This window comes from Lujinxingia vulgaris (assembly GCF_007997015.1).
In the GTDB taxonomy this organism is placed as follows: domain Bacteria; phylum Myxococcota_A; class Bradymonadia; order Bradymonadales; family Bradymonadaceae; genus Lujinxingia; species Lujinxingia vulgaris.
Genome location: NZ_VOSM01000014.1, coordinates 43298 through 64608, shown reverse-complemented (window position 1 = coordinate 64608; position 21311 = coordinate 43298). Strand labels below are relative to the sequence as shown.

Annotated in this window: 16 protein-coding genes; 5 read left to right on the top strand and 11 right to left on the bottom strand. The window is 63.9% G+C overall.

Going from position 1 to position 21311, the window contains the following annotated elements; all coding sequences use genetic code 11:
• Positions 1–6: 6 nt before the first annotated feature.
• The 6 genes from FRC98_RS18935 to FRC98_RS18910 form a co-directional block, all read right to left on the bottom strand.
• A complete protein-coding gene (locus tag FRC98_RS18935; protein ID WP_146983003.1) occupies positions 7–2307 on the bottom strand; it encodes a serine/threonine-protein kinase in 2301 nt (766 codons plus the stop codon).
• Positions 2308–2363: 56 nt separating this feature from the next.
• On the bottom strand, positions 2364–3413 hold the full coding sequence (locus FRC98_RS18930) for a PAS domain-containing protein (RefSeq protein ID WP_146983002.1): 1050 nt from the start codon (positions 3411–3413) through the stop codon (positions 2364–2366).
• Positions 3414–3548: 135 nt separating this feature from the next.
• The gene (locus tag FRC98_RS18925; protein ID WP_146983001.1) at positions 3549–5060 is read right to left on the bottom strand and encodes an HAL/PAL/TAL family ammonia-lyase; all 1512 of its coding nucleotides are present in this window, start codon (positions 5058–5060) and stop codon (positions 3549–3551) included.
• Between the two features lie 621 nt (positions 5061–5681).
• Positions 5682–6623: a collagen-like triple helix repeat-containing protein gene (locus FRC98_RS18920; RefSeq protein WP_146982999.1), complete on the bottom strand. Its 942-nt coding sequence runs from the start codon at positions 6621–6623 to the stop codon at positions 5682–5684.
• 392 nt (positions 6624–7015) lie between these two features.
• The gene (locus FRC98_RS18915; RefSeq protein WP_146982997.1) at positions 7016–8416 is read right to left on the bottom strand and encodes a hypothetical protein; all 1401 of its coding nucleotides are present in this window, start codon (positions 8414–8416) and stop codon (positions 7016–7018) included.
• Between the two features lie 212 nt (positions 8417–8628).
• Positions 8629–9342, bottom strand: coding sequence for an MOSC domain-containing protein (locus FRC98_RS18910; RefSeq protein WP_146982996.1), 714 nt, complete (start codon positions 9340–9342; stop codon positions 8629–8631).
• A gap of 278 nt (positions 9343–9620) precedes the next feature.
• Here FRC98_RS18910 and FRC98_RS18905 point away from each other — a divergent pair, with 278 nt between their 5' ends.
• The gene (locus tag FRC98_RS18905; protein ID WP_146982994.1) at positions 9621–11081 is read left to right on the top strand and encodes a hypothetical protein; all 1461 of its coding nucleotides are present in this window, start codon (positions 9621–9623) and stop codon (positions 11079–11081) included.
• 186 nt (positions 11082–11267) lie between these two features.
• On the opposite strand, the gene FRC98_RS18900 is transcribed toward FRC98_RS18905, so the two are convergent.
• Both FRC98_RS18900 and FRC98_RS18895 read right to left on the bottom strand, forming a co-directional pair.
• Positions 11268–11900 (bottom strand): hotdog family protein, encoded by a 633-nt coding sequence (locus FRC98_RS18900; protein ID WP_146982993.1) that lies wholly within the window; start codon positions 11898–11900, stop codon positions 11268–11270.
• Positions 11901–11924: 24 nt separating this feature from the next.
• Positions 11925–13166, bottom strand: a complete 1242-nt coding sequence (locus FRC98_RS18895; RefSeq protein WP_146982991.1) for a c-type cytochrome — start codon at positions 13164–13166, stop codon at positions 11925–11927.
• Positions 13167–13631: 465 nt separating this feature from the next.
• On the opposite strand from FRC98_RS18895, the gene FRC98_RS18890 reads away from it, so the two are divergent.
• The 4 genes from FRC98_RS18890 (at position 13632) to FRC98_RS18875 (ending at position 16452) form a co-directional block, all read left to right on the top strand.
• Entirely contained in the window at positions 13632–14126 is a 495-nt protein-coding gene (locus FRC98_RS18890; protein ID WP_146982990.1) for a VOC family protein, read from the top strand.
• 170 nt (positions 14127–14296) lie between these two features.
• Positions 14297–14800: a helix-turn-helix domain-containing protein gene (locus FRC98_RS18885; RefSeq protein WP_230467796.1), complete on the top strand. Its 504-nt coding sequence runs from the start codon at positions 14297–14299 to the stop codon at positions 14798–14800.
• Positions 14800–15363 (top strand): VapC50 family PIN domain-containing toxin, encoded by a 564-nt coding sequence (locus FRC98_RS18880; RefSeq protein WP_146982988.1) that lies wholly within the window; start codon positions 14800–14802, stop codon positions 15361–15363. Before FRC98_RS18885 ends, FRC98_RS18880 begins: the two co-directional genes overlap by 1 nt.
• 255 nt (positions 15364–15618) lie before the next feature.
• A complete protein-coding gene (locus FRC98_RS18875) occupies positions 15619–16452 on the top strand; it encodes an SDR family oxidoreductase (RefSeq protein ID WP_230467795.1) in 834 nt (277 codons plus the stop codon).
• Positions 16453–16574: 122 nt separating this feature from the next.
• On the opposite strand, the gene FRC98_RS18870 is transcribed toward FRC98_RS18875, so the two are convergent.
• The 3 genes from FRC98_RS18870 to FRC98_RS21785 all read right to left on the bottom strand — a co-directional run bounded on the left by FRC98_RS18870 (position 16575) and on the right by FRC98_RS21785 (position 21232).
• Positions 16575–17792 (bottom strand): ankyrin repeat domain-containing protein, encoded by a 1218-nt coding sequence (locus FRC98_RS18870; RefSeq protein WP_146982985.1) that lies wholly within the window; start codon positions 17790–17792, stop codon positions 16575–16577.
• 675 nt (positions 17793–18467) lie between these two features.
• Positions 18468–20015 (bottom strand): hypothetical protein, encoded by a 1548-nt coding sequence (locus tag FRC98_RS18865; protein WP_146982984.1) that lies wholly within the window; start codon positions 20013–20015, stop codon positions 18468–18470.
• Positions 20015–21232 (bottom strand): hypothetical protein, encoded by a 1218-nt coding sequence (locus FRC98_RS21785; RefSeq protein ID WP_230467794.1) that lies wholly within the window; start codon positions 21230–21232, stop codon positions 20015–20017. Before FRC98_RS21785 ends, FRC98_RS18865 begins: the two co-directional genes overlap by 1 nt.
• Between the last annotated feature and the right edge of the window lie 79 nt (positions 21233–21311).

Below are 21311 nucleotides of genomic sequence, written 5' to 3'. Positions count from 1 at the left end.
ACCACCTTAGCCCTCACTGCGCTCCACCAGCGCTGCCTCCGAGATCTCCCAGCGCAGGGGCGTCTTCACGCCACGCGCTGGCACCACCCGGCGCACGTCTTCAAAGTCCGGGTGGCGCCACACAAGCTCCACCTCCCCCTCCGGCCAGGTCGCCTCATAGACCTGCGCGAGCGCTCCCATCGGCTCGCCCAAAACCTCACCGTTGACCAGCAGCACCCCGCCCTGGCGTGGCGCGCGCACATCGATGGCGAGCGCCTGCCGCTCCATCACGCCGAAGAGGCGGTTGTCGCCCTCGGCGCGCACCGGAACGTCGGCAAAACGCAGCGTCTCATAGCCGCGCAGCTCAAAACGCACCTCGCCAACCACCTCGCCAGCGACCCGATGCGTCAGCGGCGTTCGCCCTACCGGCACCCCGTCGATGACCACCGTCGCCCCACTCGGATCGCTGTCGAGTGAGAGCGGCTGCGCACTCGCAACAGCCGGCTCGGCCACTCCTGACGCCACCTCCCCGCCCTCTTCCACCCCGGCGTTTTGCGATGCCTGCCCTGTATCGCCTCCCGAGCTCACCACCAGCGCCACACTCAGCACCATCACACTCGCCAGGACCACCACCGGCCACACCCACCCCGGCGCTCCGGCCGCACGCTGCTGTCTGCTTTGCGACATCGCCGCTTCGCTGACCACCGCTTCGCGGTCCACCGCGGCGCGCGCATCCGCCGCGCTCTCATACCCGGGCTGCGAGCCCGGCTGTGCCGCAACACCCGGCGCGCTCCCATACCCGGGCTGCGAGCCCGGCTGTGCAGACGTCCCGGGCACACTCCCATACCCCGGCTGCGACGCCTGCTGCGCCACACCCGGCGCACTCCCCACCCCCGACTGCGACGCTCGCTGCGCCCCCTCCCGCACAAGCGCCTTGATCTGCGGCGAGGAGCCCGGCGTGCTGATGCCTGCGGCCATGGTGGGGGCCTGCCCCAGGGCGGGATTTGACGCGATGCGCTCCCGCTCCCTTTCAAAGTACTCCGAGGCCACCGGGTGCGAGCCCGAGGGCAGCGTCTTCGTGCTGACCTCCCCCGAGATCGAGGCATCATCCCACGAAGGCCGCGGCAGCCCGGAGCTCTCCTGACGCTCCTGGCTCTTCTGCTCCACCAGCGCCCGAAAAGGCACCGGCGAGGGCCTCGTCTCGCGGGAGACGGCGGGGCGAGGCAGGCGAATGGAGCTGTCGCTATCCGACTTTAAGTAGGAGCCCGGCGTCGGCAGCGGCTTCCTCCCGGCCATCGGCCCCTGCCCATCCAGGGTGCTGGAGACCGACATCGGCCCGCGCTCACGTGCTGAACTCATCGCCGAGCGCGCCCTGGCGTGCGCCCTCAACCGCTCCTCGATCCCCACCGCCGAATCCCGACGGCCTGCCGAACCCCGGCCTGATTCCGGCGGCGGCGTCGCCATAAAACACGCCATCAGCTCCGCCACAAAGGCCGCCGCCGTCGGCGGACGATCTTCGGGATCTTTGCCCATCGCCCGCTGCATAAACTGCCGCAGCATCACCGGGTAGTCTGCGCCGAGCTCGGGAATCGGGTTGTTCTGATGCGCCACCAGAATCCCCACCACCGAGCTCCCATCGTAAGGCGGCCGCCCGCTGAGCATCTCGTAAAGACAACACCCCAGCGCATAAAGATCCGCGCGTCCGTCAATCGGCGCGCTGCGCGCCTGCTCCGGCGCCATATAATGCGGCGTGCCCACGATGCTGCCCGCCTGCGTAAAGGTCTCGGCCTTATCGACGACCTTGGCGATGCCAAAATCCAGCACTTTCACAAAAGGATCGGTGCCCCGCTGACGCACCACCATCACGTTATCGGGCTTCAAATCCCGGTGAATGATGCCCTTCTGATGCGCCTCCCCCAGCGCCTGGGCGATCTGCACCGTAAACGAGACAGCATCCTCCAGCGTAAGCCGCCCCGCCTCCCGGATCAGCTGCCCGAGTGGTACGCCCTCCACAAACTCCATCGCGATAAAGAGCAGGTCGTCGTCGGTGCGACCAAAGTCGAACACCGTCACCGTGTTGGGGTGCGAAAGCTGGCTTACCGCCTGGGCCTCCTGAAAGAAGCGCTGGGTGAGCACCTCATTTTTGGAGTGCTCCGCATGCATCACCTTGATGGCCATCGGCCGGTTAAAGGGTCGCTGGTGTGCCAGATAAATATGCCCCATCCCCCCCGAACCGATGAGCGAGTCAATGACGTAGCGTCCCTGGAGCACAAAGCCCCGGGGCAACGCCGCGTGATCATCGGTTGTCGTGCTGGCTGTCGGGTTCATCGAAAAGTCTCCACGCGCATGGGGCGATCGCGAGCTAGAAAAGGGTTCCGCGCCGATCAGGCGCGTCTGGGAAGCTCCAGCGCTTCCAGACGATGCAGCGTGCCCGGGTTGGCGATGCCGGTGGGCACCACCCCGCGCAGCTCACTGGTCTTTCCGACCTCACCGAGCCGCTCTTTGACGCCCTCTTCCATCACGATCTCGTGGCCTCGCCCCACCTGGGCAATCGCCCGAGCCGTGAGCACGGGCTGACCCACGGTCGCCCGCCCGCCGAACTCCTTACGACCCACCGGCCCGTTAAACACGCGCCCCACCGCCAGCCCCACCCGAAAGGGCAGCTCCAACGCCGAGCGGCTGGCCTCAACCACCTCCTGGGCCGCCCGCACCGCGTCACTCACCACGCGCTGCCCGCCGTTAAGCAGAAACACGCCTACCACCCCCTGGCCGTTGACCTCGTCGACATGCCCGCCGCGGCGGCTGATCGCCTCAATCGCCGCCTGCAGCTGACAGTCGACCACCTGAAAAAGCTCCGCCGGCGGCGTGCGCGCCGCCAGACTCCCGAACCCCGAGACGTCGGCGTAGAGCACGATCGCCTCCTCCTCAAAGGCATCCGCGCCGCCAAACGCCAGGCGCTGGTAGCTCTCGCTCTGCTCGCTGCCGCGCCAGCGCGCCACCATCGACTTGAGCCCCATCATCATCTCGGCGTTGTTGCGCTGAAGCTGACGCCGCGACGTAATATCCTCAATCAGCACCACATGCGCCCGATCGCTCGCAGAACTCACACTCGCCGCACGAATCCGCACATCCCGCGGCACCCGATTGAAGGGGTAGGGAAAAGAGAACTCAATATCGAGATCGAGGTTGTTGTTCTCAATCCCTTCGCGAAACTTCGGCCCCAGCTCAATATCGGAGGTGCAGGGAGCCACATCGCTGAAGAAGGATTTACCGATCGTCTTCTCGCGCTTTCTGCCCGAGAGCTGCTCTTCGTAGCGATTGAAGCGGCGAATGATGCCTTCATCGTCGAGCAGAATGGCGCCGATCGGCAGATGGTCGAGCACCGCCTCAAGCAGCGCTACGTCCAACGGGAAGCTCTTGCGTTCATCGCTCATGGGGGTTCACCTTGCGGGCTGCGTTACAAAACTTAAGGCGCGCACGCACGCCATCGACACCGCAAGAATCGACCCCATCTTCACTTTGACAAGGGATTGAACACCTTTTTTGATATTTATCTATTCAAAACCTGTTCAACATCCCACCACCAGCCCCGCGATCGCCCGAATATCGCCGTAGAGCGGTCGATCGGCCTCGATGGTCGAGGCCACCTCCAGCACCCGCTCCACCCGCCGAACTGTCGCTTCGGCAAAGCCCCCCTGGCCGTGCGCCTGGATCTTGCGCACCGCCTGGGCCACCCCGAGCGCGAGGATCCCCAGCACCTCACTCAATCGCTCCACAAGCTCCAGGCTGCGCAACGCAGCGAGCGTCGCCATCGGGTTGACGTCCTGATTGTTGCCGTTGGTGGGCATCGACTGCACCGAGAGCGCCACCATCTGCCCGCGCATCTGCGCCACCAGACTCGACGCCGTGACCTGCGCCCCCATCATCCCGCTCTGCACCCCCACGTCCTCCCACTGCAAAAACGCCGGCAGCCCCGAGAGCGCCTCATCCATCAGCCGAGCACACTGGCGCTCGGCCAGCACCGCCATCGTCACGAGCTGGGTGTTGAGCAGGTCGCTGGCCATCGCCACATGCTGCCCGAAGAAGTTGCCCCCGTGGCGCACCTGCCCCCGCGCCACATCAAAGATGGGGTTGTCACTCACCGCATTGATCTCCCGCTCCACCACCTCCCGGTGGAAGCCCAGCGCATCATCGACCGCGCCGAGCATCTGCGGCACACAGCGCAGCGTGTAGGGGTCTTGCGGAAGGCCCCGGCTCTCTCCAAAGCCCCGCTCCACCCGCGCGCTATCGGCCAGCGCCTCGCGCAACGCCGCCGCCACCCGCACCTGCCCCGGATGCGGCCGCACCTCGCCAAACACCTCATCATAGGCCTGCGCATGCCCCCCGAGCACATCGCAAAACGCCGCACTCAACCCCACCGCCCAGTCTAACGCGCGCTGCGCGCGCACCTGCGCCAGCGCCGCCATCGCCGTGGTGGCGCTCGTGCCGTTGACCAGCGCCAGCCCATCGCGATCACTCAAACGCAGCGGCTGAATGCCTCGCTTCTCCAACACCGAGCTCGCCGCCACCGCGCGCCCCTCCTCAAAGACCTCCCCCTCCCCCATCATCGCCAGCGCCACGTGCGCAAGCGGCGTCAGATCCCCGCTGGCCCCCACCGACCCGTAACGCGGCACCACCGGCACAAGCCCGTCCTGAAGCCAGCGCACGAGCAGCTGCAAGGTCTCCAGCCGCACCGCCGAGCGCCCCCGCGCCAGACACACCGCCCGACACGCCATCATCGCCCGCGTCACATCCTCCCCAAAAGGCTCCCCCACCCCGCTGGCCAGGTGGTACACGAGGTTTTTCTGCAGCCGCTCAAGCTCACCGAGCTCCACCTGACGGTTGGCCAGAGGCCCAAATCCCGTGGTCAGCCCGTAGATCAGCGCCCCCTTCTCCCGCTCCTCCTCCAGAAGTCGATGACACCCCTCAATAGCGTCTTCAGCCTCGACGCTGATGGCGATCATACGCCCCCCACACGCCACCTCATCGATGGCCTCACACCTGACCCACGTGTCGGGGCCCAACTTCAGAACATCGCTCAAAACGTCACCCTGGGAGATACGTCGCGGCGCCGCACGCTGCGCGTGGCGCTCTCCCCCCCAACCTACGCCACGGTGAGGGTCGGGGCGAATCGATTGTTGCGAAGGAGCGACCGAGAGAGGGACCGGAGCCTGTGATAGCGCGGGGATCGACAAGCGACTGCTGCGGTCAGGAGGTTGGCTGGCGAGGTGGTTGCGGTGCCCGGGAGGCTCGTGCGCGCGAAGGGAGTCGTGCGAGCACGAACACGCGCATACATCGCCTTACATACGCCTCACACGGATACACAGGGGGCACCGAGGCCCCATCGAGACATTCCGCTACGTCGTCGCATAGTCAGGGCGAGGTGCCCTCCAGGGGAAGAATCGCATCGGCATAACGCCAGAGGTCGCGGGCCCGGGGATGCGCTCGAACATGCTCCAACGCAAAGAGCTCATCGGCCTCTTCCCAGCCGAAGCTCAGACATGCGCCACTGCCGAAGCGGGCCTTTTTCTGTCCAGAACATGGCGAACCAGCTCCGCCCAGTCCTCCCGTTTCACCGCTTCGGGATGCGCCAGAAGAAGCCAAGCGTCGCCGATGGTGGAGAACCCCATCGCGCGTACCGAAGCCCCGAGCCCAAACGCCACTCACGGCGCACTCGTCACAACGCCCAGCAAGCTCTCCATCAGCCCTCGCCCAAACTCAGCTCGATACGAGTCGCCCAGAAAACCGAGCACCACAGTACGCCCGTCATTACCCACGACCGCGCAGGACTCTCCGTTCTCAAACGCGCAGATCGAACGCCCGTCGCCGAGAGGTTCCAGACCGCTGGAGAAACTCGTCCACCCCGCACTCTCAAGGGGCAAAGGCAACGGAACCACCCCTCGAAAACGCTCATCAAAGAAGACCGCCTCCGACTGGTTTGTCTCTCCAAACGAGGCTTTCAGAGCGAGAAGCGTGGCGTCATCATCTTGAGACTTGAAGGTGCTAAAGATCATCCTTCCGCCGTCTTCCACCCATCCTTCAACGGCGGCGCGTGTCGGGTTGCTCATGAACCCATCTTGCTTGAAGTAGACCACAACATCGTAATCTCCTGTGGCCATCTGCGTGGTCATCTCCTCTTGAGTTTCGCTAACGGTCAACGCGATGGCCCCCTCAGCCTCCAGGGCCTCCAGCCCCGCAAGTGTCGCGTCTTCCGCCATCGACATATCCACGTGGAAGAGGACCTCAATACCATCCAGCGCAAACGAACGCTCGCAAACGGTTTGCTCAGCAGAGATATCGTCAATAACTCCATCCCCATCCCTATCATACCCAAAGACGTACACCGTCCCCCCAAACACGCACGCATCCATCGACGCGTCGGAAGTCTCCAGAAGAAGGTCCTGACCGTCCTGCCCCGGCTCTCCGGCGGGTCCCTGCTCTCCCTGCTCTCCCTGCGCCCCCGTCGCGCCGGGCGCCCCGTCGCAGATCTGTTCTTCGCTGACAACCTCATCGATCGCGTCGTCGCCATCATTGTCGTAGCCGAAGGTCAGAATTCGCCCCCCCGCCGGGCACTGCTCGACCGAGGCGTCTGAAGTACTGACCATCAATGCCTCACCATCAGCACCGTCCATACCGTCAGCCCCATCCATACCATCAGTACCGGAACAGGCGGCGGCCCAGAGCAACACACCCACTCCCAGCGCGCCTCTCAGGGCCAACCGGCGCACTGTCGCGACCGGGCGATGCATGGCGATAACATCCAACGTCGACTTCGACTCAATCATAACTTACGTCCTGATAACAACCTGTTTACGAGACCGCGTCTCACGCGACCTCACGCGATGAACACTTTGCTTACCTGGTTCCAGTGAGTGTGAAGCTAGTTCAGGGAGCACTGCATTTCAATTCACTTGATGTGTCGGTTGTCTGCCGCCACCAGGCGCCGGGTCACCTTCCACATCACCCTCATAGCATTGTTTATAACCATCGCTGTGCATCATTCCCCAGGTTCGCTCAACTTAAATAATCGAGCAGGCGTGGGATGACACGCGCTCCGATTCGCCGAGATCAGCGCGCTTTTCCCCCGATACCCCCGGTAGTCCGGTCTGGTGAAAATCATGCTTCCCAGGCAATCACTCTCGGGGCTTTCAATCCTGAGGAGCCGCCCAGTCCTGGCGTCATGAATCACACGGACCACCCCGCTGGGCGCATTCTCCGACTCGCTGCTTCGAAAGGCCTGCCCCAGCATCTCCAGCTCCGCGCCGTGATATACAAGCGTGATGACCCTCTCCTCAGCGACGCGCACCCCCAGAACCCGGGGGCGATAGCCCTCCATCGGAAAACGAAGCGCGTCGCCCGCGCTCCACACCACCTCGCCATCCATCGACACCCTGGCCCAGTGAATCCTGTAATCGTCGCTATACGCCTCATAGGGGTGCGAGACGCCGGCAAGCGTCAGCGCTCCCTCTTGATCCACAGCGACCCTCGGATGCGATGGCATGCCCGGAAGCACCACCTCAAATTGCGGCTCACTCCCGTGGTAGAGGGTCGCCAGGCGCTCAACGCCCCCCTCGCGTCGCTCCCCGTGAATCCGCCAGATCGCGTCTTTGCCCACCAGCTCGGCGACATCAAACGACGCGCCCTCCTCGAGCTCAAAGGCGACATCCTCCAGCACCTCGAGCTCCGGCGAGTAGCGAACGACACGCTCCGATGAAAAATAGACCCGAAGATCGCCCTCATCGCCAGCGATCTGGCTCGGCCAGCGATGCAACGCCCGGATGCCGGCCCATTCCCCATCAAGCGTGAACGTGCCCACAAACCCGCGCACCGAAGCTGCGATATGATCCGGATCGGGGATGTGCTCAAACTCCGGGTGAAAGCCATTGGCGCCGATGCCGCTCACATAAAACCGCTCGCCATCCCCCGGCGCCAGGCCATGAAACTCATTATGCCAGCCCTGGCCAAAGTGACGCACCCACATCAGCTCGCCATCCCCGGTGAGCCGGGCGATCACCGCCCGGGGCATCGTCCCTCCCTTGAGCACCTCGCCAGCAAAGCGCACGTTCCCCCGGTAATTGCCCGCCACAATCACCGTGCCGTCCTCGAGCTCCAGGGTGTCCCGAATAATGCAGCTGTGATCGCGAAACGCCTCATCGGCCGCCTCGCAGCTCAGCTCCCACAGCGCTCGGTACTGCCCCCTCTGCACCTCCGCGGCGGCCTCCTCCTGCTTCGACGCCGCACCTTCCGCACCATACGCCGCCGACTCGCCAGCCCTCCAAACGCTCGACTCCGGCGATGCCCCCACCGCCGCGCACGACGACATCGCCCCCACAGCAAGCAGCGCCACCATCGCCCGCGAACCCAAACGCACCACGCCTCGCATAGAAACTCCCGTCATCAAAAACCTCCATCAGAAGCCCGAACTCGCCAGCGTTGGATGCTCCCCTGCTTTTTTTATTCAAGCGCACGGCCCGGTCGGGTGGAGGCTCTCCGAGCGAGAGCCCCCGGAGGTCCGAAGGAAGATGTCCGACCGAGAGACGCACAACGTCCTTGTTCCATGCGCCTGATCGCACCTTTCCCTTTTTGCATCCGCCGACGACCTCCCCGGGTTTACCCCTCATTCGGCCCGATCAGCCGCCGCACCTCATCGCTCTCCTCGCCACGGGCCACCCTCTTCTCCAACGCCACGCGCCAGGTCTGACTCAAGGCCGGACACCCGGCCAGAAACGCCGCGGCCTCAAGATCGTCGGGGCGGTGGTAACGCACCGCATGCACCTCGGCGATGCTCCACTGCGGATAGGGGCGCTCTTCAAGCTTCAACGCCTGACCGACCTGCACATACCCGCGCTCCACCACGCCAAAATACCAGCCGCAAAAGCCCGTCTGCTGCACCCAGAGCGCAAACGCCTTCTCACCGTGAATTCTGGCGAGCTTCCAGCATGGCGAACGAGGCTGGGTGACGCGCACGAGCGCTCCGCCCAGCCGGTAGACATCCCCCACGCAGACCTCCCTCTCGTCCAGCCCCGCAACACTCACATTCTCCCCAAACGCCCCCGGACCCATCGCTCTCCCCATGCGTTCTGACCAGTACGCCAGGTGCGTCACCGGATACACACACACCGCCTTCTCCACCCCGCCGTGATGCTTGCGATCGGCCTGCCCATCCCCCTCAAAATTCTCCCAGTCCAGCCACAGCGGCCCCTGCACCGCCTCCTTCACAAACCCCGAACGCCAGGAGCGCTCCAGAGGGTTCTTCGCCCCCGCACGCCCCAGCTCTCGGGGCATCCCCACCCGCAACGATACGATGTGTGCATCTTCGATCATACCACCTCCAGAATCATCACTTTTTCCCCGCTCCTACCATACGTGGCGAGCCAACTAAAAACACGACGCGAGTTCCAGCACACGGGCCGACCCCGGGGTCGCACAACGTCCTTTATTCATGCGCCTCATCGCAGAGGGTTACCTTCCGCCAACCACGCTGTTGCCAGCGGCCGTCCAGCCCCCATCGCTGCCTTATTGACACCCGGACCAATCGATCGTTACGTTTTGAAACATGCGCATCTTTTCCCCCCCACCTACGTCTTCACCGGTCTATCCCCATGTCTGCCCATCCACGAGCCCATCTCCGATTTCCCTCCTGGTGCGCCCTGCTGACGTGGGCGACCCTGGCACTTTTTATATGTTCCGCCTGCGGCAACAACACCCCTCCGCAACGCTTCTCTCCCGAAGACGAACCCGAGCCCGTCACACTCAGCGAGTTTGCGGCCTCGTTCGAAACCGAAGCCCCGCACCCTCTCTTCACAGAAGCCAGTGTTCTGCTCTCGGAAGGCTTCACTCCCGCTGAGCTCGCCTATTTTAACCGCGTCGACTGGCTCACCCATCCCCACGAGGCCATCGTCCTTGACCCGGTGATGGTGCGCGCTGTCACCCTGTTGCAGCCCTTGATGCAACGCTACGAGCTCTACCATCCCGCCGCCATCGATGCCCTCTTACGCTGCCCCAATGAGATGTGCCGCACCGCCGTCGCAACACTCGGGGTGGGCGTAGCCGTCTTTGGTACGATGGCTGTATGCACCGTGGGCTCCACGGTCTCCTTCGGACTCCTCGTCGCTGGCTGCGCCACAGTTATTGCGGCATGGATGGGCAGCGACGAGGTCAACGCCGCCGAACTCGAACCGGGCGATTATGCCGATCAGGAGCTCTGGGACGAAGTCCAGGAATCCCCTCACATTCCCGACGTCGACGATCTCGATGTTGGATTTGATGCTGAGCCGGACGATGCCAGCGTTGACGACAACGATGTTGACGCAACAGATGCCGATCTGGATTCGGCCCTGGACGCTGAATCCGACGTTGACCTTGATGCGGAGTTTGACGCTGAAGACGCTGAAGACGCCGCAGATACCGATGCCGAACCCGATGCCGACCTCGGGGACGCAGATGCAGCCGACGCGGAGAGTGAAGACACCGACGTCGACGCTCACGCCGATACGGACGACGGCACAACCGAAGACGCCGGCGAGGACGTACCCGATGGGGGAGATACCAGCGAGCCACGGTGTGGCAACGGTCAGCTCGACCCTGGCGAGGCGTGTGATTCCCCCCACATGAACGGTCAGACCTGCCAATCTTTCGGGTTTAACACCGGCACGCTGAGCTGCAGCGCCACCTGCCAGGTCATCACCGACGCGTGCGAAGGACACCTTATCACCGTCAGCAACGGCTCGGATTTCAGCCCGACATCGATGCCCTACCCCTCACAGAATAACTATGTCTCTTATTTCCACTCCGAAATGGTCTCCCCGGGCGATGATTCTTACCGAGAGTTTTTTGTTGCCAACGCATCATCACTGGTCGTTCAACTCAGCTACGCCGTCGAAGACACTTACGACGAAGTTGTCGTCGTAAACCTGCAAAGCGGTGCGGAAGTGTTTCGTGAATCTGGTGAAGGAACGGAGTCGATTAACATCCCTTCCAACCACTTCGCCGTAGGTGTTGACTCAGACAATTCAATCATAAGACAAGGCTGGCGAATAGATGCCATTCAGACAAACCCTTAGAACGCCGTGAAAAGATGTGCGCATGCTCACGCACAACGTCTCCCGGCGCTCTGATTTCTCCTGCGCAGACACTCGGGCGGAGCAAGGGAACAAGCCTCCTTCCAGCCCCAAACCATCTCCCCACGGTCGGAGGCTCGCGCTCGTATTCACGATAAGAGCGCAGAGCCCCCTCAGCCTCGCCCCTTCTCAGGTCGCCATCGAGGGCAGCGCCGAAACCTCCCCGCGAACGATGACCTCGCCACGACGGTTCTCCGCCCTAAACGTGATCTCGATGGTGCCCCCGTGGTTCGCGTAGCGGCCGCTATCATCGTCCTCGGTCGCCAGAAGCTCCCAGGGCGACTGCGGCCCCTGGAAGTCCACGCGCAGCGCACGCTCCGCACCTACGCCAATCATGCCGTCGAAGGTCACCGAGCTACCGGGTGTCGTCACATCGCTGACCTCCATCAGCGGCAGCACCGCCCGGGAGACACCGTTGGCGTCAAAAAGCTCAATGCGCGTGACCTGCACGCCGACCGCCGGCTCATCACCGGTGTTGTTCAGGCGCAGGGTCACCTGGGCGTCCTCGCAGTTCAGGAAGATGCCGCAGTCCGGGGAATCCTCCGCACAATCGCCAGCAAACTCCGCCGCCGGCGCGCCCGCGGGCTCATCGCCCGACGCGTCATCGCTGTAGCCATCCTCCGGACAGGATTCGTAATTGCCCAGGTGGCCCGAGACGAACATGCCCTTGAGCTCGGGATCGCCGGTCAGCTCCGGGCAACCCGTGCCGAGCAGAAGAAGTGAGCAGGCGAAGACGAACAACAGGTGCAGTGGCATACGCATGGTAGGACCTCGTGGGAAAGACAGTTAAAGGGATTGCAGGAAATTCAGCAGATCGTCGCGTTCATCATCACTCAGCACCACCCCGGTGGGGTGGCGTTCTTCGAGGACATCGCTCAACTCAGCGTGACGTCCGTCGTGCATATAAGGGCCTCCCTGGCCGATGCCGACGAGCGAGGGGACTTTCATCATCCCCGTCCCTCGCATCGGGCTCTCGGCGGCCGATACGTTTCCTCTCAGGATCCAGCTCTGGATCAAATCGCCACTAAAGCCCCGGTCGGGGTTATGGCAGCTCGCACATTGGGCCTCGAAGATCGCTCGGCCAGGGTGGTCGGGCGACACATCGGGGCTTTCCGGCGGCTCCAGCGAAAGCACGTACATCGCCAATGCCCAGGAGAGCACGCGGTTGGGCCGCGCTTCTAAGCCGTGGCCGGGGATGTACTGCGTCTCAAAACGGATCACGACCGACGCCGGGTTGGCCACCCGCACAATCCCGCTGGCATTGAGATAGGACTGATGGCGCGTACCCCAGAGGTCGGGCACCCGCAGCGGGTCGTCGGCGGAATCATCGGTAATATCGACCCGACCCGGCCCCCAGGACGCAAAGCGCGAACCATCGACCCCGTGGGATTCATTAAATATCTGGCGCGCTCGGCCCAGATCGAGCTCGGTGTTCGTGCGCCCGGCCACACCGCCGCCTCCGTGACAGAGCCCGCAGGTGACGCCGACGCGCAGCTCACCGCGCACATCTTTAAAACGCACCATGCCACGCAACGAACCATCGGCGTTTCGCTCAAAGCCCGTCTCCTCGAGAAGTTCGGGCCTCGTCGCGATCCACTCCAGGTAGTTATCGCGCCGCATCGGCATCTCCCAAAAAACCTGCTCGCCAAGCGCGAGCCACGCCTCGCGCGTCGTCGGCGCTTGCGTGGGAAAGACGTTGGGCAGCGCCTCTTCAAGCTCCTCCGGCACAGCCTCCCCGGGAAAAACCGGCCCACTGCGCGCCAGCAACTCCGGGAGCAAATCCCAGCCGCCCTCGGGCAGCGCATAGCTCTTGAGCCGCTTTCGCGCATAAGGCAGCTCCGGACTCCAGAGCGTCGCCTCAAGCTGGGCACGACGCCACGCGCGATCGCCCAGGTAGCGCTCCTGATTCGCCTCCATCCACGCCAGCGCATCGCCCGGGTCAACCTCCGGCTCCGGCGTCTGCTCCAGATCCCCGCAACCCACCCAGAGGGCAGCCATGGCGAGCATTATGGTGAGTTCGCGTTTCATGGTGGAAGTAGTCAGCAACGATCGTGCCACACCTCATATGGGGGCTTAGAGCGCAGAAAACCCGCGCGCTGAGCTTGTTCAAAGCTCCGGACACGCGGGTTTTCTGAGGATCATGGGCTGGGATACGCGGAAATCTGAGCGCGGCGGGGGTTCGCGATGTGGGGTGATTCGTGCGGACAGTCGGAGAGGCGCGCGTTGAGGTTAGGTGGTTATGTGGTTGAGTGGTTGTGGAGCGCCGGGGTTCGCGATGTGGGGAGATTCGGATCGTCGGGGTGAGTCGTGTGGTTAGGTGGTTATGTGGTTGGGTGGTTGCGGGACCTGGGAGGTTCACGCATGTCAGGAGATTCGTGAGTACCTTCGGGGGTGTGCAGTCACGGGCTCGTTTGTAACTTTGGAGGCCCGTGGCGACTCTGAAGAACTACATGCGAGAGCCCCTTGCTCCGCAACCACCTCATGGAGCCCACGATGAGCAACCACGAGACGATTAACCCCGGCGCCCGCATCGGCCACGTCCACCTCAAAGTCGCCGACCTGGAGCGCGCGGTGGCCTTCTACCGCGACGTCCTGGGCTTTGAGCTCACCACCCGCTACGGCGACCAGGCCGCCTTTTTATCGGCTGGCGGCTACCATCACCACATCGGCCTCAACACCTGGCATAGCAAGGGTGGCTCCCCCGCCCCGGCCCACCACACCGGCCTCTTCCACACCGCCATCCTCTACCCCACTCGCCGCGCCCTGGCCGTGGCGCTCAAACGTCTTCGCGACGCCGGCGTCACCCTCGACGGCGCCAGCGACCACGGCGTCAGCGAGGCGCTTTACCTGCGCGACCCCGACGGCAACGGCCTGGAGCTCTACTGGGACCGCCCCAGGGAGGAGTGGCCCACTGATGAAGAGGGCAACCTGACGATGTTCACAAAGCCGCTGAGTCTTGCCGGGTTGCTGGCGGAGCTTGAGGAGTGAGGGGGCGGGAGCTGAAACCATCCCTGCAGAGACCTGCCCTTGACTCGTCCACTTTGTTCACCTGCTTGCATGGCTGCAGAGCTGGCGGGCCTGCCTACAGGTTGCGTTTAGGTCGAATAGTGGCTAATTTTAGAGCGTTACACGCCTGAAACTTAACGATGAGGTCAACAATGGCTCGCAGCACAGCACACACCTTTGAGGAGTCGGTACGTCAGATGACGCCCGTCACCGCGCCACGCGATCAACGCGAGAGGGTTGCCGCTTTGCTAGAGCTCCTCACGCACGTTGATGAGAGCCCACACGAGCCGGCTGCCTACAAGTTGGTCAGTCCGTCCGGCGAGGTCATCGACCTGCCTGAATCCGTCTTCTTGCTGCTCGAGCGAATCATTGAGGTGCTCGCCAGCGGTGACGCCATCACGGTGGTTCCCGTCGGCAAAGAGCTCACAACGCAGCAGGCTGCCAACATCCTCAACGTGTCGCGGCAGTACCTGGTACGCCTTCTCGACGATGGGCGCATTCCCTTTCGTAAAACCGGAACGCACCGGCGAGTGCGTATGGAGGATCTTCTGGCCTACAAACGCCAGCGCGACCGCGATCGCATTGCGTCACTCGACGACCTCTCCCAGCTCAGTCAGGACTTTGATGGCTACGATGAGATCCCGGGAGAGGGTTGATGGTGACGGCACCCTTTCGTGTGGTCCTTGACGCCAATGTGCTTTTTCCTTTCTCCATCCGCGACACGCTCCTGCGTGCCGCAGCGATAGGCATGTATCAGGTACACTGGTCCGACGAAATTTTGGACGAAGCGACCCGCAACCTTATCGCCTCCGGGCGCATGAACGACGACCAAGCAGCGCACCTCATGGCAGCCATGCGCAATGCCTTCCCAGAAGCGCTGGTCCGCGGGCATGAAACGCTTATTTCGTCGATGCCCAACGACGACAAAGACCGCCACGTCGCGGCAGCCGCCGTCAAAGTCGGCGCCCAGATCATCGTCACCAGCAATTTAAAAGACTTTAGCCCGATGCCCGAGGGCATTGAAGCTCAGAGCCCCGACGACTTTCTTGTCGACCTCTTTGACCTTGCCCCCGAAAACATCGTCACGCTTCTTGAACGCCAGGCTGCAGCGCTCAAGCGTCCCCCCATAACACTCGACGCGCTACTCGCAGGCCTCGGCAAGACCGTGCCTCAATTCGAGAATGATGTGCGATGCTTCGTGAGGTCACGGGACACGTGAGCGCAATGACAGGATTCGAACGCCCGGCCATAACGTATTAGGCGCTCAAATGCCGTTCGTGTTTATAAACTGCTGGGCCTTCTCCTGGTGCTCCACCCTCCTCAGATCGTACTCCGCCCCCCAACACCCGGCTCATCATGGCGAGCGCACGGCGCTGCGCGTTGCGCACTCGCCACCACGCATGCGACCGTAAGCGCCCCTCAACGACCGAAATTCACCCGAAGAGTGCACGAAAACGCACAGGGAGCGATGACGATGGCACACCTCGAAGGCAAATACGCCGTAATCACCGGCGCCAACACCGGCATCGGCCGCCACACCGCCATCGGGCTCGCCGAAGCCGGCGCCCACGTCACCATCGCCGCCCGCAACTTAGAGCGCACCCGGCCGGTGCTCGACGAGATCGCCGAGCGTTTCGGTGCGGATAAAGTGAGTTTTGTGGCCCTGGACCTGGGCTCGCTGGAGTCGGTGCGAAACGCCGCCGCCGAGATTCTGGCCACCGGCAAGCCCATTGATCTCCTCATCAACAACGCCGGTCTGGGCGGCGCCCGCGGCCAGACCAAAGACGGCTTTGAGATCCACTTTGGCGTCAACCACCTGGGCCATTTTTTGCTGACAAACCTCCTCCTCGACCGCATCAAAGAAGCCGACGAGGCCCGCATTATTACCGTTTCCAGCGAGGCGCATTATAAGGGCCGCATCGACTTTAAGGCCGTCGAAGGCCCCACCCCCGGTCGCACCGGCCTCCCGGAGTACGCCAACTCCAAGCTCGCCAACGTACTCTTCTCCGCCGAGCTCGCCAGGCGCCTGAAGGGCACCAACATCAAAACCTATGCGCTGCACCCGGGCGTGGTCGCCACCGACATCTGGCGCCGCGTCCCCGGCCTCTTTCGGCCGCTGATCAAGATGTTCATGATCACCCCGGAGCAAGGCGCTCAGACCACGTTGCATTGCGCGCTTTCGGCAGAGGCCGGCGAGACGACGGGGCTGTATTGGGATAAGAGCAAGGTGAAAACGCCCTCCCGGCTCGCCAGAGATGAAGAGCTCGCCAGGGAGTTGTGGGAGCGCAGCGAAGCCTGGGTACGTTGAGCGGGCGACGATGGGGCGCGTGATGCCGACCGTCCGAGAGTCGGACATCAGCCCGTAGTTATGCGCCTCATCGCACGCTCACCCCTCATCGACGTCGTCGCCCCCCCCCGCCTTGAGGCGTCTTACGCGGTCAACGCCGCCTCGCCAGCCGCCAGCGCTGCCATCCTTGCATCCGCCTCCTCACTCTCGGCCAGATACTCCCGAATGGAGACACCCTCGGCGTTCTTCTCATCCGCCGAGAGCCCCGCGTTGAGAAAGTACGTGATCAGCTCCACGTGTTTGCCAGCGATGGCGTTGGCCAGCGGGCTAAACCCTTTCTCGCTCCGATACTCCAGAAAGCTCTTGCGCGCCGCATCACTATGCTGGCAGAGCGCCAACACCTGCTGCGGAGCGTACTGCGCCGCCAGCCGCACGTAGCTTCCCCCGCCGAAGAGCTCGTAAGGAACATCGAGCGGACAGCCCGCGTCATACAGGCGGCAGGCCATCTCCCCCGAATGCCCCTCCGCCATACTGATCGCGAGAAAATCGACATCTTCGCCCGCCGCCCCGATCGTATCGTGGCCCGGCGCGCCGGCATCCAGCAGCATCATCTTGATCGACTCCGGGCAGCCCTGAATCGTGAACACGATCTGCAGCGGGTGGTTCCCCTCGCTGGTGCGAATGCTCATATCGGCACCGTGTTTAATAAGCAGCCGGAAGTTTTCCTCGCAAAACTCCGCGGCGACCTCCGCGCTGTTATCCTCCGGATTCTCCCGGCTGCGGTTGAAGGCCTGAGCGAGCTCAATGGCGCACGAGAGCGCCGGAACCACGCCCCCATCCTCCGCGTTCATATCAACGCCCCCCTCCAGGAGTGCCTCCACCACCCCGGAGGCCGGCGTCTTCACCGCGCGGTGCAAAAGCCCTTCGTTCTCGGGCCGCAGCGGGTCGGCCCCCTCCGCGATCAAGAGCCGCGCCGCAGCCCCGGCGCGCTCCGGGTGCACGGCGACCATCAGACAGCTTGCCAGCGCGCTATCCCCACGCTCATCGAGCCCGTTGGGGTCACACCCGGCGTCGATGAGAAGCTTCAGGCAGGTCATATCCTTCGCCTCCTCCCACCCACTCATCATGCAGCCCTGAAAGATCACCCGGTGCAGCGCATCGGGAAACTGCGCCGGGTTTGAGCCCGCGTCCAGCAGCGCGCGCAGCGCCTCATCACAGCTCTGGGCAGCGGCCCTCAGCACCACCGGAATCGACGAGATCTCGTACGCATCGATATCTCCGCCGAGGGCGTTGACCTCCGCGGCGACCCGGGTCGCGTCATTAGCATCAATGGCTTCTTTTAGGGCTGTCGGAGCGTTCATGTCGTGGTTCCCCTGGCTCGGGCTAAATGATTGAGAGAGGCGACACCCTACCATCGCCCACACGCGAGCACACCTGATGCGCTCTGGCGCGGCGGTGCGAGAGCGTTCAACCCACCAGACGTCCTTGAGGTCGGTTGATACCCACTGTCCGAGAGACGGACATCGACCTGTGTTCATGCGCCTGAGCGCTCCATTCCCCCGGCCAGATCCCCGACTCCCCCTTACCTCTCGATCTGGACACCCAAATCCCCAACTCAGCCCCCTTACCTGCCCTACTCAGCACCTGAGTCCCCCAACTCAGCCCCCTTAGCTCCGGATCTCGGGACCCAGATCGCCAGCTCAGCCCCCTTAGCTCCGACTCTCGACACCCGGATCCCCAACTCAGCCCGCTCGACTCCCCGTTCTGGGTACCCAGATCCGCGCCTCAGCCCCCTTACCGGCGCTTCTGGATTCCCAGATCCGTAACTCAGCGCGCTTACCTGCCCTTCTCGGGTGACAAGTGTCGCTACTCAGCCCCCTTAGCTCCGCCTCCGGGTTACCCGTTTTGACACTCAGCCCCCTTACCGGCCCTTCTCGGGCGACACGCGAGGTGATTCAGAACACTCCGTCCGCCGCGTCCTTGCCGACCGTCCGAGGGACGGACACCCGCCCCAATTCATGCGCCCCATCGCCCCTTCAATCCTCCCCCAACCCCGCCATAAACGCCTTCTTCAACGACGAAAACCTCCGATATTTTTCCATAATCCCCCGCATCCACGCCTCGGCCTCCGGCGTCCCCTCCACCCTCGCGCAGCGCACCATAAGCCCGGCGGCATGGCCATAGTCGTCTCGCGCTTTGTGAGCGGCCACCTCATCGACGCGCCGCTCGGCCGCCCTTCGCATCGCCCCTCGCATCCTGTCGCGCAGCGCCTCATCTGCGGGCGCCTCCAACTCGGCCAACGCCAGCAGCGCGTTGATCTCAGGCGTCTTCAGCGTGGGCGAATGCCCGACACTCGAAGCCCTGGCGGCCCAACCGGTGGCAGGCAACGTCACACAAACCTCCTCGCCAGCCAGCAAGGCCGCAAACACCTCGAAAATCACCGGCCCCGGGTGATGCTCATACGACCACCCTATCCCCTCGGCCTCCTCCAACAGCTGCGCCGTCTCATCAAACTTTGATGTCAACACCAGCAGCAACGCCCGCTGCCTCTCCGCCCTGGCCGGCACAGCAGCAAGCGCCAGCTCCGCCCGCTCTACAAGCGCCTCCCGCGTCGCACACTGCCCCAGCCAACGCTGCAACCTCTCCAGCGTGGGCGCCACCTTCCAGGCCCGCTCCAACACCTCGGAGAGATCCGCGGCCCCCAACTCCTGCGCGGCGAGCGCCGCGCCATCGAGAAGGCTGCCCCGAACATGCGCATCCGCCTCCACACGCTCCGCCGCCTCCTCGTAGGCCGCCCGCGCCGCCACCCAATCCTTCCTCTCCTTAAGCAGACGACACCACGCGTTGTAGTCGTTGTACGCCCGACTTCGGCGCGCCACCTCGACCAGCCCCTCCTCGCCATGCAAGCGAAGTGTTACTTCGCGCAGCCACGCGTCATCCCCGCGCTCTCCACCAGAGAATGCCTCAGCCTCCACGACCGCAAGCCAGTCCACGACGAAGCCGTCAAAGTCAGGGAGAGGCTCCCTCGCGGTCTGCTCCAGCGCTTCCAACGGTCGTAAAACGCGGCCGACCTCGCCCACATCCCTCATCACAGCAAAGACCTCACTCGCCCGGTCTTTCGCCACGGATGTCATGTACGTCGCCACCGCGAACTGCCGCGCGCACAGGCCAGCATCGACCCCCAACACATCGTCGACCTGCCCATCCTGGCCGACATGAAAGTCCGCTCTCCCCATGGGAATTAAGAGTGTCCCGAAGATGCGTGCCGCGACCTGATAGTCGCCCGCCAGAAACGCGTGCATCCCATCCCGCAGATAAGCATCCACATCCCCCGAATCGGCATAACTCGCCATGACCGCAGCAGCGGCAAACGCCTCCGCCTTTTCAGCGCGCCACGCCCCTGGAGAGTCGGGCGTCCACCCCGAACCCGACTGCGTCGCGCGCTCCACAATCAAAGCCTCCAGACGTGGCCGATTTCGATCGTGGATCCAGGGGAGAATCTCGTGAATGAGATCTCGAAGCTGCGCCGCGTCCAACGCTTCGAGCGCTGCATCCACCATCGAGTCTCGCGACTTCCGAGCCATCAGCGCTCCTCCCCCAGACACTCCCTCAACTTCCGCACCATCTTATTCTCCCCTTTCGGCGGGTTCTCCACCCACGCCCGCACCTGCGCCCGCACCGCCTCCACCTCGCCGGCGGCCTCCGCAGCCCGCATCGTGATCGCAAAGGCGTCGCGCGCATCGTTGGCCACGGCCTTATACCCGTGCCCCTCCACCTGCCAGCGCAGCGCCGCCAGCCCCGCCTCCACCGCAAACTTCGGGCGCTTCAGCGTCTCCGCCCGCGCTGCCTTCATCAGCGTCTTGGGCTCACAGGGGCTTATCTGCACCAGCCGAATCGCCTCATCGTAGAGTTTTGCGGAGCGCGCCGCCGCAAACCACTTGCCCTCTTTGCCCGGCGTATGCGCCACCAGATCCGCAAGCACCCGCGCCTTCGGAATCGTCGGATACGCCTTCGTCACGCCTCGAAACCAGTTCAGATAGCTCGCGTGCTCGTGCACCACGAACGCGTAGTTCGCATACGCTTCCTCCTCCATCCCCGCGTCGCGCAGAATCGCCTCACAGGCATGCGCAACCCCCGGCGAGTCGCTCGTCCCGCTCTTTTCCTCGGCATAGGCCACCGCATCCAGAGGGCGCCCCATCGCCACCAGCGCCTTTACGCCGAATTTCACGTCGTGCCACATCGTGTAAGGCGCCTTCTCCACCCACTCCAAAACCTCCTCGTAACGCTCCGCCGCCAGAAGCGCGCTCAGGCAATGCGACTCGCCCGTGAATGAACGCTGCCCTTTCTTCGGCCCCTCCCAGGCCTCCCGCAACCCCACCAGCAGCCGGTCGGCCTGCTCCGAGGCCACCTCCACACTCCCGCACGCAAGCCCCCAGGCATCGCCCAGCGCCTCCAGGTAGGGAATCTCATCGGCCTCCCCGGCATCCCACAGGCGCTGCAACCACGTCTCCCGCTGCTCCGACGACGCCGGCGCCGCCCCGATGATCCTGGCGAGCTCAAAGATCGCCCAGTTGACGGTGCGACCAATGGCCCCCGAGGAGCTGTCCACCTGCGCGATGGCCGGCGAGAGCTTTTCGAGGAAGATGACGGCGCCCTCGGCGGCGAGCGCGGGGTCGTGGGCGGCGACGTCTTTGATCTCGGCGACCGCCTCCTCGATGCGTTGCATCGCGGGCTGGGAGCGCCAGCCGAAGGCGTTGCGGCGAAAGCGGGGGCGAAAGGTCCAGGGGTGGGTGGGGGCCATAAAAGGTCCGGGGGGGGGGGGAATGGGCGGTGCGGGGTGAAAACAACGTTCAGCGGAGATTGTGAACGCGCTGCGTGCA